Origin of the sequence: Pectobacterium sp. IFB5596, assembly GCF_021432585.1 — a bacterium.
GTDB classification, from domain to species: Bacteria; Pseudomonadota; Gammaproteobacteria; order Enterobacterales; family Enterobacteriaceae; genus Pectobacterium; species Pectobacterium punjabense.
In genome coordinates, this window is the sequence record NZ_LXFY01000032.1 from 72,063 (window position 1) to 86,314 (window position 14,252).

The following is a 14,252-nucleotide window of genomic DNA, read 5'->3' on the forward strand; positions in this document are numbered from 1 at the left end:
GAAATCAATGCTAAACCATTGTCCCATTACGCCGAAACTAAAATAAACCCCTGTCTACTTTTGCACACTGCACATGTCAGATACGGACGGATTGCAAGCAATGGAGCATATCTATGAAATCCCTACATCACATATCGATCCGTAGTAAGTTCATTTTGGCTCTCCTACCGCCAATCCTTGCCCTGTTGTGGTTCAGTTTTTCCGGCGTGGTGGAGCGACGCAGCACGGAAAATGAAATGGTTCGCATGGCGAAACTGATTACGCTGGCGCGCGATGCAGGCGAGTTCGCCCACCAACTCCAGCGCGAACGTGGTTTGAGTGCGGGCTATTTTGGCAGTCAGGGGAAAAATTTTGGTGCAGAGCTCACTACGCAGCGGCAAGCGACCGATCGGGCACAGCAGGTGCTGGAGCAAACCACCGCTAACCTAAGTCAGGACGAACTGGGGTCTGCCGTTAGCGAAGAGCTTGGTAAAATCGCGCAGAAAGTACAACAAATCGGCGAACATCGCCGTAATGTCGATAATATCTCGATCTCTGTTACCCAGGCGCTCGGCTACTATTCCGATTCCGTCACCTATCTGCTGAATATTGTCGGAGATATGACCCATCTAGTCAGTGACGGCGGCATTGCACAGCGGCTGGCGGCCTACTACAACCTGTTGAACGTTAAAGAACAAGCCGGGCTTGAGCGCGCCGTACTCTCCAACACCTTCTCTGCCAATAGCTTTGCTACCGGGATGTTCGAGCGTCTGAACCAAATGGTGGGTAAGGGAGAGGCGTATATCACTGCCTATAACATGTTCGCCAATATCGAGCTGCGCAAGGCTTTCGAACAGGCTCTTAATAACCCTTCCGCCCAGAGCGCACTGCAAATGCGCAATAAGGCCATCGCTTCCCCTGGCGGTAATTTTGCGATTGATGCAAGCCAGTGGTTTAACCAACAAACAGCAAAAATAGATGAGTTGAAAAAGGTTGAACAGCTCGCCGCCCACGATCTGGCTACACAGGTTAACACCTTGGCTGCCGATGCACGCCAGTCTTGGATTAGCTATTTAGCAGGAGCTCTGGTGTCTCTGCTGATGGCGATCGGTCTGGCCTTAATGATTATGCGCAGCATCAACGAACAGCTTCAGCAAACGCTGACAACCATTCGCGAAATGGGCGGGGATCTTACGCGCCGTCTACGCGTACCGGGAACCGATGAGCTTTCGCAGTTGAATCAGGCGTATAACGCTTCATTGGAAAACATCGCCGATATGGTGGTGAATATTAAGCGCAGTTCACAGACCATCGGGCGTGCAAGTAGCGAGATCGCCAACGGCAATCAGGATCTGGCACAGCGTACCGAAGAGCAATCCGCTTCACTGGTGCAAACCGCTAGCAGCATGGAAGAAATCACCGTCACGGTAAAACAAACCGCAGACTTTGCCGGGCAGGCACGTCAGTTGACGACAGAGGTAGACGATCAGGCTCACCGCGTCGGAACCATTACCGAATCGGCCAGCAGTGCAATGGAAAGAATTCAGGATTCCAGCCAGCGCGTAAACGCAGTCGTTGCCGCCATTGATGCTATTGCCTTTCAAACTAACCTGCTGGCACTGAACGCCGCAGTTGAAGCTGCACGGGCGGGACAGCATGGCAGAGGGTTCTCCGTTGTTGCGGCGGAAGTTCGTCAACTCTCACAGCGTAGTGCAGACGAAGCGGGCAAAATCCGTGCGCTCATCGCCGATAGCATTGCCAGCGTCAGTGAAGGGACGAAGCTGGTCAACCAATCGAACCGGGGGATCAACGACATCGTCACCGGTACGCGTAAAGTACGCGATCTGGTGAATGAGATTGCGGTTGCTGCCGATGAGCAGTCGCTGGGCATCGCGCAAATTAACGAAGCACTCAGCCAATTGGAGATGGTCACGCAGCAAAATGCGACGCTGGTTTCTCAGGCTTCCGTTGCCAGCCAATTACTGGATGAACAGGCAATTGAAATGGAATCGCTGGTCAGCCGCTTCAAGGTTGACGATAGCGCACCACAGCAGCCTTTACCGCACGCGCTGTTATCAAGGTAGCGGAGACGATACCGTTCGAGAAGAGCAGACCACATCGCCTAATGGTCGGCCTGCCCTTTCCACATTGTGATACTAACGCCCTCACTGAGGGCGTTGCCTATTTGGCTCTCACCAGGCACCGCTGACGGCGCTCATCAACACGTTGGGCAAACCATGCCGTAGTGAGTTTGCGGGTGATCTTCGGACTTTCCAGCGTAATCCCCGGCAGGATGGCGCGCGGCGCTTTCGTGCCCGACTTATCCACTAGCGCAAAAACGCGTTCATACAGGCTGGTGTCTTCAAAATCGAGGCTATTGCCCTTCTCCAGCGCACGACGAATCGCGCTGTCGCTCATGTCCAGACGTTTTCCCAACGCACGCACCGCTAGCTCCGTAGCGCTGGCTTTATCCGAACGGTAGTTGATTAAATCGCCGTCCAGCACCAGCTTAATCCCTGTCAGACGACTCACGGCACGCTGGAACGCCGCGTTCCGGCTGGCATACCGTCCTGCGTTGAAATCAGCGAACCGATAAATGGACTGCGGATAATTTGCTGGATAGTCCAGCAAGTGTTTGATGCCAAAATACATCCCACCGCGACGGCTAAACACTTCCTGCCGAAGGGTGCCATCCACGGTATATGGATAGCCCTTCGCGTTAGCTTCCGCGAACGCGATACTCACCTGCATCGGCCCGCCGGTATGCACCGGGTTTAGCCGGCCAAACAGCGTCTGCCCCATCGGCACCATATCGATGAAATCATCAAAGATCGCGCTGAGCTCTTTTTCCGTGCGTACTTTATCGAGCCGTTCGCTGTAGCTTTTTCCGTTAGGGGATTTGATGAGCAGCGCGGTGCGCACCAGAAACGCCGGTACATGAACTTTCTCCGCACGGCGGTCAATCTCCTGCCAGGCAATTTTCGACAAATTCGGCACCTGCGGATCGGCGTTAAACGTCGATTCCTGCTCGGTTACGGCCAGTACCGAGCACAGATTTTCATTACTGGGTTCAAGCCCCTGTACCGTAAATGCCGTGGCGATGTCGGTCGCCCAACCCTGACGATCTTTCACGTTGTCCGGCAGCAGCTTGAGTACCTGAGCACGAACATCCTCAGGCCGCGATTCCGGCAGCGTCGCGGTCTTGCTAGAACAGCCCGCCAGCACCAGCAGAGCCAGCACGCACAGGGGACGAAACAAGGGAATAGAAGAACGGGGCATAGTCTCTCGGCGTCATAATAGGAAGGCTGTCAGAACGTTAGCGCAGCCCGCGGCAATTATCCAGCCGGAGGCAAGCGCATGCATTTTACCGGCTGACCTGGCATAGTTAACGCTATCACTAACCCGACGCGCTAACGAACGGACAACACACGCATGGCTGCTACCAACCATTGGACGCGAGATCAGTTACTGATCGCCTTCACCCTGTACAGTCAGATACCATTTAGCAAATTCGATAAGCAGAATAAAACCATCATTCGCTACGCCGAGTTGATTAATCGCACGCCTTCCGCACTGGCAATGAAACTGTCTAATTTTGCCAGTCTCGATCCGATTATTATCGATTCTGGCCGAAAAGGCCTGAGTGGAGCCTCCAACGCTGACCGCGCGCTGTGGCAGGAGATGGACAGCAACCCCGAGCTATTTGAACAGCAGTGTCAACAAGCGATGGTATCGTTCGAAGCAGGAGCGGCGGAAGCGACAACAGCACCAGCACTATTCCAAGCCAACGAGAGCGAAATCCCGGATTACCACGGCGGAGAACGCCTTACACAGGTAAAAACGCGCATTGGCCAGCAGCTATTCCGCAAACGCGTACTCAGCAACTACGGCGAACGCTGCTGCGTGACTGGATTGGAAGAGCCCGCGCTACTGGTCGCCAGCCATATTCAACCGTGGAAAACAGCGGCAGAATATCGCCTCGATCCCAGCAACGGTCTCTGTCTGTCCAACCTGCACGACAAAGCCTTTGATATGGGACTCATCAGCTTCAATGATTCGCTGGAAATGCTGCTTTCTCCACGCATCAAAAAGCTGAAAAGCGCCGTCAGTGACGTCAACTTTGCCCAGTACGAAGGTAAGCAAATTCACCTGCCAGACGCCTACCCACCCGACCTGTCACAAATGGCGTACCACCGTGAGCATATCTTTTTGGGGCAGGGGTAATCACGCCATATTACCAAATAAATCTGGTAGTTAAGTTTAATTTATGGACTATGGATTGCCTTGAAGATAAGGATTTAACTACATGAGTATCCGCTTCCCCCCCAAACTGGTTCCAGGAGATCTGATTGCTATAACTGCGCCATCATCTGGTGTCCCTCAACATTTGCATGCTCGACTGGAACTCGCCATAAAAAACCTAAAGGAAAAAGGATTTAGAGTCCGTGAGGGGGAATGCTTACGCACCCAGCATAAAAATAAAAGTGCCAGCAAAACGTCACGAGCAAAAGAGCTGATGTGTTACCTAACCGACCATGAGGTAAAGGCAGTTATGCCACCATGGGGAGGTGATTTGGCCATCGAATTACTTGAGCTACTAGATTTCAATCGGTTAGCAAAAACCGAACCTAAATGGTTTGTTGGATTTTCAGATCTCAGTACATTTCATTTCCCACTGACTACGCTTTCTGGTTGGGCAACGGTACATGGGCCTAACCTCATGGATCTTGGTGCCAAAGAGCTAGATCCCACCACGCAAGCCATATGGAATATTTTGGAGAGCGACCGGGGAACGGTAGTTAAACAACACGCATCAACTGCGTTTCAAATTGATGAAAATCAATGGGGTACTGCAACCGATGCGGGTTTTAATCTGACGCAAAAGACAAGGTGGAAGCACCTTGATGGAACCACTTCTTCTGCCTATTTTCAGGGACGCCTAATTGGTGGATGCCTGGATATCATATCAAGGTTAGCGGGTACCCCATTCGGTAACCTATCTTTGTTTAGGGCACAGCATCACGACGAAGGAATCATTCTGTATTTTGAAAACGTGGAAATGAACCCCTGTGAGCTAACGCGAGCATTATTTAGCTTACGCTTACAGGGTTGGTTCAATGACTTGAAAGGTGTTCTGATAGGCAGAAGTGCAGCACCAGACGTAAGTGACCCCACACAACAACATTATTTAGACGCTTTACGTTCTGCTCTCGGGGATCTCACTATTCCTGTGCTGTATGATGTGGACATTGGCCATATTCCCCCTCAAATGTCACTCGTCAATGGTGCAAGAACGAGTGTGGTATTCACTGAAAATGGCGGCTCCATCACTCAGTTGTTGTAAATGAAAAGATGGGCATAGCCATAGCAACGACGTTGCCCAATACAAATGCAAGCAAATCCATCTGCCAGACGCCTACCCACCCGACCTGTCACAAATGGCGTACCACCGTGAGCATATCTTTTTGGGGCAGGGTAACATCAACACGGCCAGATCCTCTTAGCCCTTCATTGCCTCAAATACGGTTGCGAGGGCGCTTAGGCGTTCTCGTACCTGCTCATCAGGCTCTTGACGCAAGCATTCAACAATACGCTGCGCAATCGCGTCATCCCACGTAGGCCAAACTTCCAGCGCATTAATCGCCATGTGACGATTACGGACCACTGAGCTTTGTAAACCAACCTCGAGTAATGACCATCCCATCCCCGGAAATCGTTTCAAGTCCTGAAGCACGAAGTCCAATGCGTGATGCTGCCGATATTCTGGCCCCATTCCCATGCAGTTGTCAGGCCCTGAAGCAATGCTTTGTAAATCCAACTGTTGTTCCGCCAACGTAACAACATTGGCAACATAGTCAGGATTATCCGTCTGCATCAGCTGATACCAGTTATCGTCCTGAGGGTTATCACGCTGTCTGGCATAAATAAACATCCAGGGATCGCTATGGCGTAAACGGCTGGCTGAAAGCGCAAGATTAAAGTGGTACTTATCCTCCCCCTCAAGACAATCGGCAATAATGCTCTCCCATTCTGGCCGGTCCAGTAACCGCGTTGTTCGATCAATGAGTTCACTGCACTGTGCCGATTCCCAACCCCCCTCTTCACTTTGCTGCTCAGAAGCAAAACGGCAGATATCGCTTATCGCCAGATAGTGGCGAATATCACGCTGAAAGCTTGCCTGCATTTGCTCAAGATATCGCTGGCAAGCTTCTGCGCCATCAGGATAGTCCTGCATATCCTGAGCGGGTCCACCATTGATTAACGCCTGTAGAATTTCCCCAGCCCCCAACAATAATGGCGCATCGTTTTCTTGTTTAAGCGCGTCAACCAGTAACCCCTTTGTCGCACAATGCCACGCCGTATACTCATACATCACCGCATTGACATAACCTTCACGTAATAACCAGTCACGCGTCGCTTTGGCTACGGTTTCTGGTAAACGCTCAATCAGTTGAACACGTCCCCAGCCACCCACACGTTTCGCTAAAGCCAGACTCTCACGCTCATATTCATCACCGTCCAGAATCGCGCCGAGTGCCACAATCGCATAGAGCGTCAATTCATCATGAGCGCCCAGGACTTTCAATATTTGCACACTGTTCTGCGTAGGGAAAAAGGCCAGCAGAGCCATCGCAAATTTTACGACATTCCGATCGGGGCTTTTCATCGCCAGCCATTCAACCAGTCGGCATAATGCTTCAGCGGGAACACGCTGATCTTCCGCTATTATTTCCAATAACGCATCAATGTAATCCAGCGGTGAGTCACCCTGTAGCAGGTGATAAAGCCGCGCCATATTCTCGTGTTCAGGCCGAGCCAGTACCGCTTCAAGCGCCTTAACAATCGTTTCTGCGGATGACGCATCACCTGATGACCTAAAATGGTGACCCATCGCGCCATCAAGTGCCCCCGCCGACCAACGGATCTCGCCCTTTTTCACGGGTAACTCATCCGGTAATGTCTGTGCGCTATCCGGCAAAATCTCTCCAGAATCCACATAAGGTGCAAGCCAGTCATAAATCGATGGCCGCGTGCGTTCCCACGTCACCGGAAAAACAGGGGCATTTCCTTTGCCCAATAAACGGGCTAACCATGTTTTCATTTTTTATCCTTAATATCTTTTCTCTGACGGCAGGAACATAGCCAATTACGCCATCACCGTCCGGTACAGCAGCGCATCCAGCATCGTGTCGTCATCGGACTTACTGTCTGGCAATACCACGAGGCTATCGGCATCGTTCAGCATCTGCGTGATAAACGCGTGGATCACTTCCCGTCGTGGGCCGTATTCCGCCTCACCTGACCGTTGCTTTATCTCCAACAGTTGATGAACTTCAGCCAACAGGCGCGGATCGTTTACCGTTCCCGCAAGCAACTGCGAAAAGCGCATCGGCGGCATGCCTTTACCCGCTTCTATCCAGCGCACCGCCAGCAGTGGGCGTAGCACATAGAAATATTTTTTGAGGCGTACCGTCTCGTCTTGCAAATAACCGCGAAAGTTTTTACGCGCCATCGACAGATAGTGCCAGCGAGCCTTGGATGGCGAGAACCACGTCGGCACCGCCGCCCGCAGTTCAGCCGTAGCATCCCGATCTTCCTGATAGACTACGGGCGAATCCAGCCATTCGATCAGCGTCGGGTTAGCCCGTTTAAGCAGGCCGAGTGCTTTACGCCATTCCCAACCGCAGACGTCCAGCTCATCGTCGATAGGCAGCTCTATCACATCGCGCTGTGCTTCGACACGTAAATACCACTCCGGCCGATGCACGTAGAGAAAGCGCACGTCGTAGTCGCTATCTGGGGAGGCAAATCCCCAGCTACGGCTCCCCGACTCACAGGCATACAGCACCTTCACCTGATAACGTTCTTCCACATCCTGTAAGACTAATTTTATCCGCGTCCGCATAGCCGCATCGACGCGATAATCCTTTTCCATCATGATCTTATCCTTTCACGCACACCACCTGACGCAGCGTGTGCACAATTTCCACCAGCGATGACTGTGCCGCCATCACCTTATCGATATCTTTGTACGCCATCGGGATTTCATCGATAACGTCGCTGTCTTTTCTGCACTCAACGTGTGCGGTCGCGCGAATCTGGTCTTCCACGGTGAAGCGTTTTTTCGCGGCGGTACGGCTCATGGTTCTTCCCGCACCGTGGCTACAGGAACAGAAGCTCTCTTCGTTCCCCAATCCGCGCACGATAAAGCTCTTCGCGCCCATCGACCCCGGAATAATCCCCATTTGGCCTTTCTGCGCCGACACCGCCCCTTTACGGGTGATCAGCACCGATTCACCAAAGTGCGTTTCGCGCTGCACGTAGTTATGGTGGCAGTTCACGCCTTCCTGCTGGGTGGTAAACGGCTTCGTCACAATACGGGACAACGCCGCCAGCGTATGCGACATCATCACTTCACGGTTATGACGCGCAAAATCCTGTGCCCATTCAACCGCTTCGATGTAATCATCAAAGTGCAGACTTCCTTCCTCGAAATACGCCAGATTACGGTCTGGCAGATTCGCAATGTGCTGCTGCATATCTTCCTGCGCCAGCTTGATGAACAGCGACCCAATCGCGTTCCCCACACCACGTGACCCGCTGTGCAACATCACCCACACGCGATCCACTTCATCCAGACAGATTTCAATAAAGTGGTTACCCGTTCCTAGCGTTCCCAGATGCTGATAGTTGTTGGTTTTCAGCAACTGCGGATATTTATCCGTCAAACGTTTAAAACGCGGCTCCAGCAACGACCAGTGTGCATCCACCGTCTGCGGCGGGTTCTGCCAGGAACCGACATCACGTTTGGAACGCGTGACGCTACGTCCGTGCGGCACTGCCTGTTCAATCGCGCTACGCAGCCCCAGCAGATTATCCGGCAAGTCGCTGGCAACCAGTGACGTACGCACCGCAATCATCCCACAACCGATATCCACGCCGACCGCCGCCGGGATAATCGCGCCACGCGTCGGGATCACGCTACCAATCGTCGATCCTTTTCCCAGATGCACATCCGGCATCACCGCCAGATGTTTAAAAATGAACGGCATTTTGGCCGTATTCAGCAGTTGATCGCGAGCTTCCGGTTCCACAGGCACGCCCTGTGTCCACATTTTTACCGGTGCGCTATTCACGGGTGACATCATGTCGTAATCCTGCGTTTTCATCTCTTCCATTTTTTCTTCTCTTTGTTTGTCATTATTCGCTATAGATATTGCCAAAGGCGTGCCAGTTTTCTGAAAAAGACAAAATAAAAATATAAACAATTGATAATTAATGATTAAAAAATAAATCATGAAAACTAGCAACGAAACAAAAGAACCGGTAAATTTATCCTATAGGATAATAATTTATAACAAGGTATATCATGAAGCGTCGTGTCGTCATTGGTGTTCTGGGAACCAAGCTGGATAGGCGGGGTAAACGGGAGAATCGCTGGACGAAATGGCGGCCTACCGTCGGCCTGTGTCAGCAGCCCGATTTTCCGGTCGACCGTCTGGAACTGCTGCATCAATCGCGCAACGAGGGAATGGCACAACAGGTGGCGGAGGATATCGCTGTGGTATCACCCGCCACGCAGGTCACGCTTCAGACCGTTGAGTTAAACGATCCGTGGAATCTGGAAGAGGTCTACAGCGCCTTTCTGGACTTTGCGAGCCGCTACCCGTTCGATACCGAGAACGAAGAGTATTTCGTTCACATCACCACCGGCACCCACGTCGTACAGATTTGCTGGTTCCTGCTGACCGAAGCCCGCTACCTGCCTGCCAAGCTGCTGCAAACCGCGCCGGGGGAGCAAGCGGATCGTCCGGCACCGCAGGGCATCTATGCCGTTATCGATCTGGATCTTAGCCGCTACGCGACCCTCACCAGCCGCTTCCAGCATGAGCAGGAGCGCTCCGTCTCGTTCCTGAAATCGGGTATCGAAACGCGCAACAACACGTTCAACGCGCTGATCGACCAGATTGAACGTGTCGCACTACGCTCTATCGCGCCGATGCTGCTGACTGGGCCGACGGGCGCGGGGAAATCCTTTCTTGCCCAACGCATCTATCAGCTACGTCAATCTCGCCATCTGGTCAGCGGTCGGTTTGTTGCGGTTAACTGTGCCACGCTGCGCGGCGACAATGCGATGTCAACATTATTCGGTCATGTGAAAGGCGCGTTTACCGGTGCGTTACAAGCAAGAACGGGGCTCCTACGTGAAGCAGACGGCGGCATGCTGTTTTTAGATGAGATCGCCGAACTCGGGCTCGATGAACAGGCGATGCTGCTCAAGGCCATTGAAGAAAAACGCTTTTTACCATTTGGCTCAGATAAAGAAGTCAGCAGCGATTTCCAACTGATTGCCGGTACGCACCGCAACCTGCACGAGTGGATTGCACAGGGTAAATTTCGTGAAGATCTCTACGCCCGTATCAATATGTGGACCTTTCCCTTGCCGGGCTTGGCGGAACGTCGGGAAGACATCGAACCGAATATTGACTACGAACTCCAGCGCTTCGCACGCGATCACCAAACGCAGATCCGTTTCGATAAAGATGCACGGCAGCGCTATCTCTCGTTTGCCTGTTCGCCGCAGGCCGCGTGGCGCGGTAACTTCCGCGAACTCGGCTCTTCCATCGCCCGCATGGCGACGCTGGCGGAACAAGGCCGCATCACAACCGCACTGGTCGCGGAAGAAGTTACTCGCCTGCAAGCCAGTTGGCAAAGTGACACCGCAGCAAGCGCGCTTTCACCCAAATTACCGCCCGAACTCGCCAACATCGATCTGTTTGAACAGCGCCAGCTTGAAACCGTGCTCGACGTCTGTCGTACCGCCAATTCGCTCTCAGAAGCTGGCCGCCAGCTGTTCGCCGTTTCACGCCAGCAAAAACAAAAGCCTAACGATGCTGACCGACTACGGAAGTATCTGGCACGTTTTGGGCTGAGCTGGGAGGGGTTGAAGCGGGTATAAATTCATCATAAATTTATACCTTACGTGTAGGTTACGATATAATTGTTCTGTTCCCCTCAGGTAGCAGCAAGATGAAAGTATTGGCTATCACCACATGACAGGAGCCTACCGCTTATAGCCATACTTGCTATAAACGATTGTTTTAATTAAGGCAGATGATATGAAAACCACAATGTCTCAGAAGTCGGCTCGTGAAGGCCTTGGCAACCCTGAACTGTTCCAGGGGGGCGTTTATGTAACGAAAAATGGTTCCGCAGAACTCTTTGTGCAAACAGCGGCAGAACGGGAAGCAGAACTGCTTGAAAGAGAAAGAGAAAGGCAATCTAACGCACTCTTGAAACTGGTGATGACGGCCAAAAAAGAAATTAAAAACGGTCAGGGAATGTCCGCCGAGGAAGCCCTACAAAAATTACGTGAAGCACGAACGTAAATAAGGAGCCAATTTGGCCAGTTCGTACACCATTAAAGTCGCACCTGCGGCTGTCTGGTCTTTGCAGGATGCTGAGTCTTATAAATCTCACTATATCGGCATTGCGCAGGCCGCTACATGGTCTGAATCGTTGTTCTCATCATCCATACAGGCCATTTCTCAAGATCCTGTACGCTACAGGCACAACGCGATATTATCCGATAAGGGAATTTCGCTCCGTGAACGTCTCTCAGTAGAAGATGATTTTCGCTGTTTGTATGATGTTGATGAAGAGAATGGCGTCATAGAGATCCTGCTTTTCGTCAGCATGAAACAGGACCTTGAGAAAATGCTCTATCGCTATCATGTGTTGAGCTGACTGGCTCCACAAAATACCGCTCGATAAACAGAACGCTTTTCCGCCCCCACAGGCAGCATAGTCGCCTCATTTTAGGGGAAACACAGGGGGAGGTTCCCGCAGGGAGGCCTCACCCCTGTGGTCGCCCCGAGTATCGCGGTTTGACAGCGGAGGCTTTCAAGCCTGTTTCTGCGAGCAGCATTCCAAAATACGCTGTAACTCTACTGTAAATCCATCCACCCTATTTCACGTTTTCCGCCGTTGGAATAGAGTCTCTGTGCTGCGGCAAAATCCGTAGCCGGGCGTGGAACCCCGACTATCTAGAACTGAAAACGCTTTGTTTTTTCAGGGGCTACGTGCACACTCTAATCCGTGGCTCAGGCAGGGCAACCGCAAGGTTGGCCGGTCGCTAGATCCGGTGTTCCAACCCTGTCTGGGTCACACCTTTAGTTTGGAACCTGAAGGCGTGATGAAATAATTATCTAGCAATGGAAGATTCAAACATGACGGACACTCACGCCACACCTGCTGACAGTACCATTACCATTTTCCGCGATCTGATCGCCAACCTGCCTTTTGCGCAGTTAGATGACGTTCAGCTTTGCGACCTCGGCGCAATTGCCGCCGAATCGGTCGAAGGCCTGTGCCACGGCCTGCATTACCTCGGCGACACACTGCAAAATGACGTTGAACTGCCGCAAGAAAGCCTCAGCCAGCTCGGCGCGTGCCTCAACGCCACGGCGCACCTGATTCCAGCACTGCTGGAAATGTGTGAACAGGCTGAACGCCATGTACGAACAGTAACAACAGTGAGTGACGTACCTTTTACCACACAATAAAAACAATGAGTTATGACTAATCAGGTTGGTCTTAGCCACATTTTTATGCTGCCGTTGAGGTAGTTTCGTGCGCGATAATGACGTCATTTTCATGCGACTTCGTAGCACGCGCCCGACACGGGACGGCTCACACGCCGCTCGCCCCGTGACCCCAGGCTTTCGGCGGAAATTATGCCGCTGACGCGGTACCTTCGTCGGTATCTGACTTAGCGGACCGCTTGCGACACGTTCCCGACGTGGCGCAAGCTTTCGCCGCGTCCTGCGGCTCATCCGAAGCCAGCTATCTCCTCAGCATAATTTTTTACGCCGGGTAACAGCAAAATCCGCAATCCCCTGTATTTATGTATAAAAACAACACTAACAAGGGGAAGAATACAATCGGTGCTCTAGCAGCCACACCGTGTCATTCACTTTATCTTCAGATCCGCTAAAGCTAGAAATAAGAAAAAATTAATCAGTGATGCAACCTGTATTTTTTCTGAAGTTAGCCGACTATTCTGACATCAGTTAGCGAGGTCGTAGTCAGCGAGATGAGATAGACTAACGCTTCATATTTCGACGACATTCACCTTGCAGCGTAGGCAAACTCATATGGTTAAACGCACAGTGTCCGCCAATAAATCGATCGATATGTACGCCGTCTATGTTTTTGTGACGATGGCGGAAGCAGGAAGCATGACGGCAGCCGCCACGCGGCTAGGTCTGACGCCTTCTGCCATTTCGCAAACGATCCGGTTATTGGAAGAAGATTTCGGCGTCAAATTGGTAAACCGGGCTCGTCGCCCCTTTGTCCTGACGCCTTACGGCATTGCGTTGAAAAACCGGGGAGAAATCCTGACGGAGGAGATTGCGAACCTGAAGGCGCAGGTGTTGGAAGCGGGAAAAGGGATTAAACCTGACTTGCGTATCGGCCTGGTGGATTCGTTTGCCATCACCTGCGGTTCGGTGTTTACCAAGAGTTTGATGAAGAGTTCATCGCAGTTGCTGATTCGTACCGGGCTCAGTCCGCAGCAGGGTGAAGCGTTAATGCGCCGCGAGCTGGATATGATCGTCACCAGCGACCCGTTGATCGACAGCGATAGCGTAGTGCGTCATCAGCTGTTTTCCGAAGGCTATTTCATTATCACGCCGCCGGATTACCGCAAACGCATCAAAACGGTTGAGGATATCCGCGAGCTTTCCGCCGCACTACCGCTAGTGCGCTTTAACCGGAACTCGCAGATTGGGATGCAGATTGAGCGTTACCTCCGACGCATCGATGTCCGCGTACCAAACATGCTCGAATTTGATAATGCGGATACCTTAACCTCGATGGTGGCGGCAGGTATCGGTTGGGCGGTAACCACCCCGCTCAGTTTCCTGCAATCCGTTGCACACTCCCGCGAGGTGCTAACGCATATGCCGGAACAGCTGAATATTAAGCGTTCGCTGTATATTGTCGGGCACCGAGATGAATACAGCGCGTTCTTTGAAGAAGCGTGTGATGTCACACATGACATTATTAAAACCGTATTTATTCCGAAATTGAAAACGCTGAACCGCGGAATAGAAAAGCTGGTTGAGATCAACCCGGATAATACGGAATAACAGTTAGATATAACTATTCACGATTGGGAGACGTAGCAAAAATGGAGGAATATATCCACCGCTAGCCATTTAACAATGCTTATTTCATGTTCGTCTCCCCGAGAACGCTTTTTATACCCG

At 51.9% G+C, this 14,252-nt stretch carries 12 protein-coding genes; 8 read left to right on the top strand and 4 right to left on the bottom strand.

Annotated elements, in window-relative coordinates; translation table 11 throughout:
• Window positions 1–113: 113 nt before the first annotated feature.
• Complete coding sequence (locus tag A6301_RS20210) at window positions 114–2,063, top strand: methyl-accepting chemotaxis protein (RefSeq protein WP_205540874.1); 1,950 nt, start codon at window positions 114–116, stop codon at window positions 2,061–2,063.
• 97 nt (window positions 2,064–2,160) lie between these two features.
• On the opposite strand, the gene A6301_RS20215 is transcribed toward A6301_RS20210, so the two are convergent.
• The gene (locus A6301_RS20215; protein ID WP_234258589.1) at window positions 2,161–3,258 is read right to left on the bottom strand and encodes a DUF1615 domain-containing protein; all 1,098 of its coding nucleotides are present in this window, start codon (window positions 3,256–3,258) and stop codon (window positions 2,161–2,163) included.
• A 153-nt stretch (window positions 3,259–3,411) separates the two neighbouring features.
• Here A6301_RS20215 and A6301_RS20220 point away from each other — a divergent pair, with 153 nt between their 5' ends.
• Window positions 3,412–4,203, top strand: a complete 792-nt coding sequence (locus A6301_RS20220; RefSeq protein WP_234258590.1) for an HNH endonuclease — start codon at window positions 3,412–3,414, stop codon at window positions 4,201–4,203.
• A gap of 82 nt (window positions 4,204–4,285) precedes the next feature.
• Window positions 4,286–5,323, top strand: coding sequence for a S66 peptidase family protein (locus A6301_RS20225; protein WP_234258591.1), 1,038 nt, complete (start codon window positions 4,286–4,288; stop codon window positions 5,321–5,323).
• 156 nt (window positions 5,324–5,479) lie between these two features.
• On the opposite strand, the gene A6301_RS20230 is transcribed toward A6301_RS20225, so the two are convergent.
• From A6301_RS20230 to A6301_RS20240, 3 genes are read right to left on the bottom strand one after another with little or no spacing between them, the layout of a single operon-like run.
• Window positions 5,480–7,081, bottom strand: a complete 1,602-nt coding sequence (locus A6301_RS20230; protein WP_234258592.1) for a hypothetical protein — start codon at window positions 7,079–7,081, stop codon at window positions 5,480–5,482.
• 45 nt (window positions 7,082–7,126) lie between these two features.
• Window positions 7,127–7,918, bottom strand: a complete 792-nt coding sequence (locus A6301_RS20235) for a nucleotidyltransferase domain-containing protein (protein ID WP_234258593.1) — start codon at window positions 7,916–7,918, stop codon at window positions 7,127–7,129.
• 4 nt (window positions 7,919–7,922) lie between these two features.
• Window positions 7,923–9,158, bottom strand: coding sequence for an RtcB family protein (locus A6301_RS20240; protein WP_014913985.1), 1,236 nt, complete (start codon window positions 9,156–9,158; stop codon window positions 7,923–7,925).
• 191 nt (window positions 9,159–9,349) lie between these two features.
• On the opposite strand from A6301_RS20240, the gene rtcR reads away from it, so the two are divergent.
• The 5 genes from rtcR to A6301_RS20265 all read left to right on the top strand — a co-directional run bounded on the left by rtcR (window position 9,350) and on the right by A6301_RS20265 (window position 14,132).
• Window positions 9,350–10,939: an RNA repair transcriptional activator RtcR gene (rtcR, locus tag A6301_RS20245; protein WP_234258594.1), complete on the top strand. Its 1,590-nt coding sequence runs from the start codon at window positions 9,350–9,352 to the stop codon at window positions 10,937–10,939.
• A 160-nt stretch (window positions 10,940–11,099) separates the two neighbouring features.
• Window positions 11,100–11,369, top strand: a complete 270-nt coding sequence (locus A6301_RS20250) for a hypothetical protein (RefSeq protein WP_039462890.1) — start codon at window positions 11,100–11,102, stop codon at window positions 11,367–11,369.
• A gap of 13 nt (window positions 11,370–11,382) precedes the next feature.
• On the top strand, window positions 11,383–11,727 hold the full coding sequence (locus tag A6301_RS20255; protein WP_052902170.1) for a hypothetical protein: 345 nt from the start codon (window positions 11,383–11,385) through the stop codon (window positions 11,725–11,727).
• A gap of 482 nt (window positions 11,728–12,209) precedes the next feature.
• Entirely contained in the window at window positions 12,210–12,545 is a 336-nt protein-coding gene (locus A6301_RS20260) for a hypothetical protein (protein ID WP_234258595.1), read from the top strand.
• 591 nt (window positions 12,546–13,136) lie between these two features.
• Entirely contained in the window at window positions 13,137–14,132 is a 996-nt protein-coding gene (locus A6301_RS20265; protein WP_010286764.1) for a LysR family transcriptional regulator, read from the top strand.
• Window positions 14,133–14,252: the final 120 nt, after the last annotated feature.

Excerpts from the sequence above, each read along its gene's own strand:
- A6301_RS20220 (WP_234258590.1), top strand. The coding sequence starts at position 3,412 with ATGGCTGCTACCAACCATTGGACGCGAGATCAGTTACTGATCGCCTTC.
- A6301_RS20265 (WP_010286764.1), top strand. The coding sequence starts at position 13,137 with ATGGTTAAACGCACAGTGTCCGCCAATAAATCGATCGATATGTACGCC.
- A6301_RS20250 (WP_039462890.1), top strand. The coding sequence starts at position 11,100 with ATGAAAACCACAATGTCTCAGAAGTCGGCTCGTGAAGGCCTTGGCAAC.
- rtcR (WP_234258594.1), top strand. The coding sequence starts at position 9,350 with ATGAAGCGTCGTGTCGTCATTGGTGTTCTGGGAACCAAGCTGGATAGG.
- A6301_RS20235 (WP_234258593.1), bottom strand. The coding sequence starts at position 7,918 with ATGATGGAAAAGGATTATCGCGTCGATGCGGCTATGCGGACGCGGATA.
- A6301_RS20215 (WP_234258589.1), bottom strand. The coding sequence starts at position 3,258 with ATGCCCCGTTCTTCTATTCCCTTGTTTCGTCCCCTGTGCGTGCTGGCT.
- A6301_RS20260 (WP_234258595.1), top strand. The coding sequence starts at position 12,210 with ATGACGGACACTCACGCCACACCTGCTGACAGTACCATTACCATTTTC.
- A6301_RS20225 (WP_234258591.1), top strand. The coding sequence starts at position 4,286 with ATGAGTATCCGCTTCCCCCCCAAACTGGTTCCAGGAGATCTGATTGCT.
- A6301_RS20240 (WP_014913985.1), bottom strand. The coding sequence starts at position 9,158 with ATGGAAGAGATGAAAACGCAGGATTACGACATGATGTCACCCGTGAAT.
- A6301_RS20210 (WP_205540874.1), top strand. The coding sequence starts at position 114 with ATGAAATCCCTACATCACATATCGATCCGTAGTAAGTTCATTTTGGCT.
- A6301_RS20230 (WP_234258592.1), bottom strand. The coding sequence starts at position 7,081 with ATGAAAACATGGTTAGCCCGTTTATTGGGCAAAGGAAATGCCCCTGTT.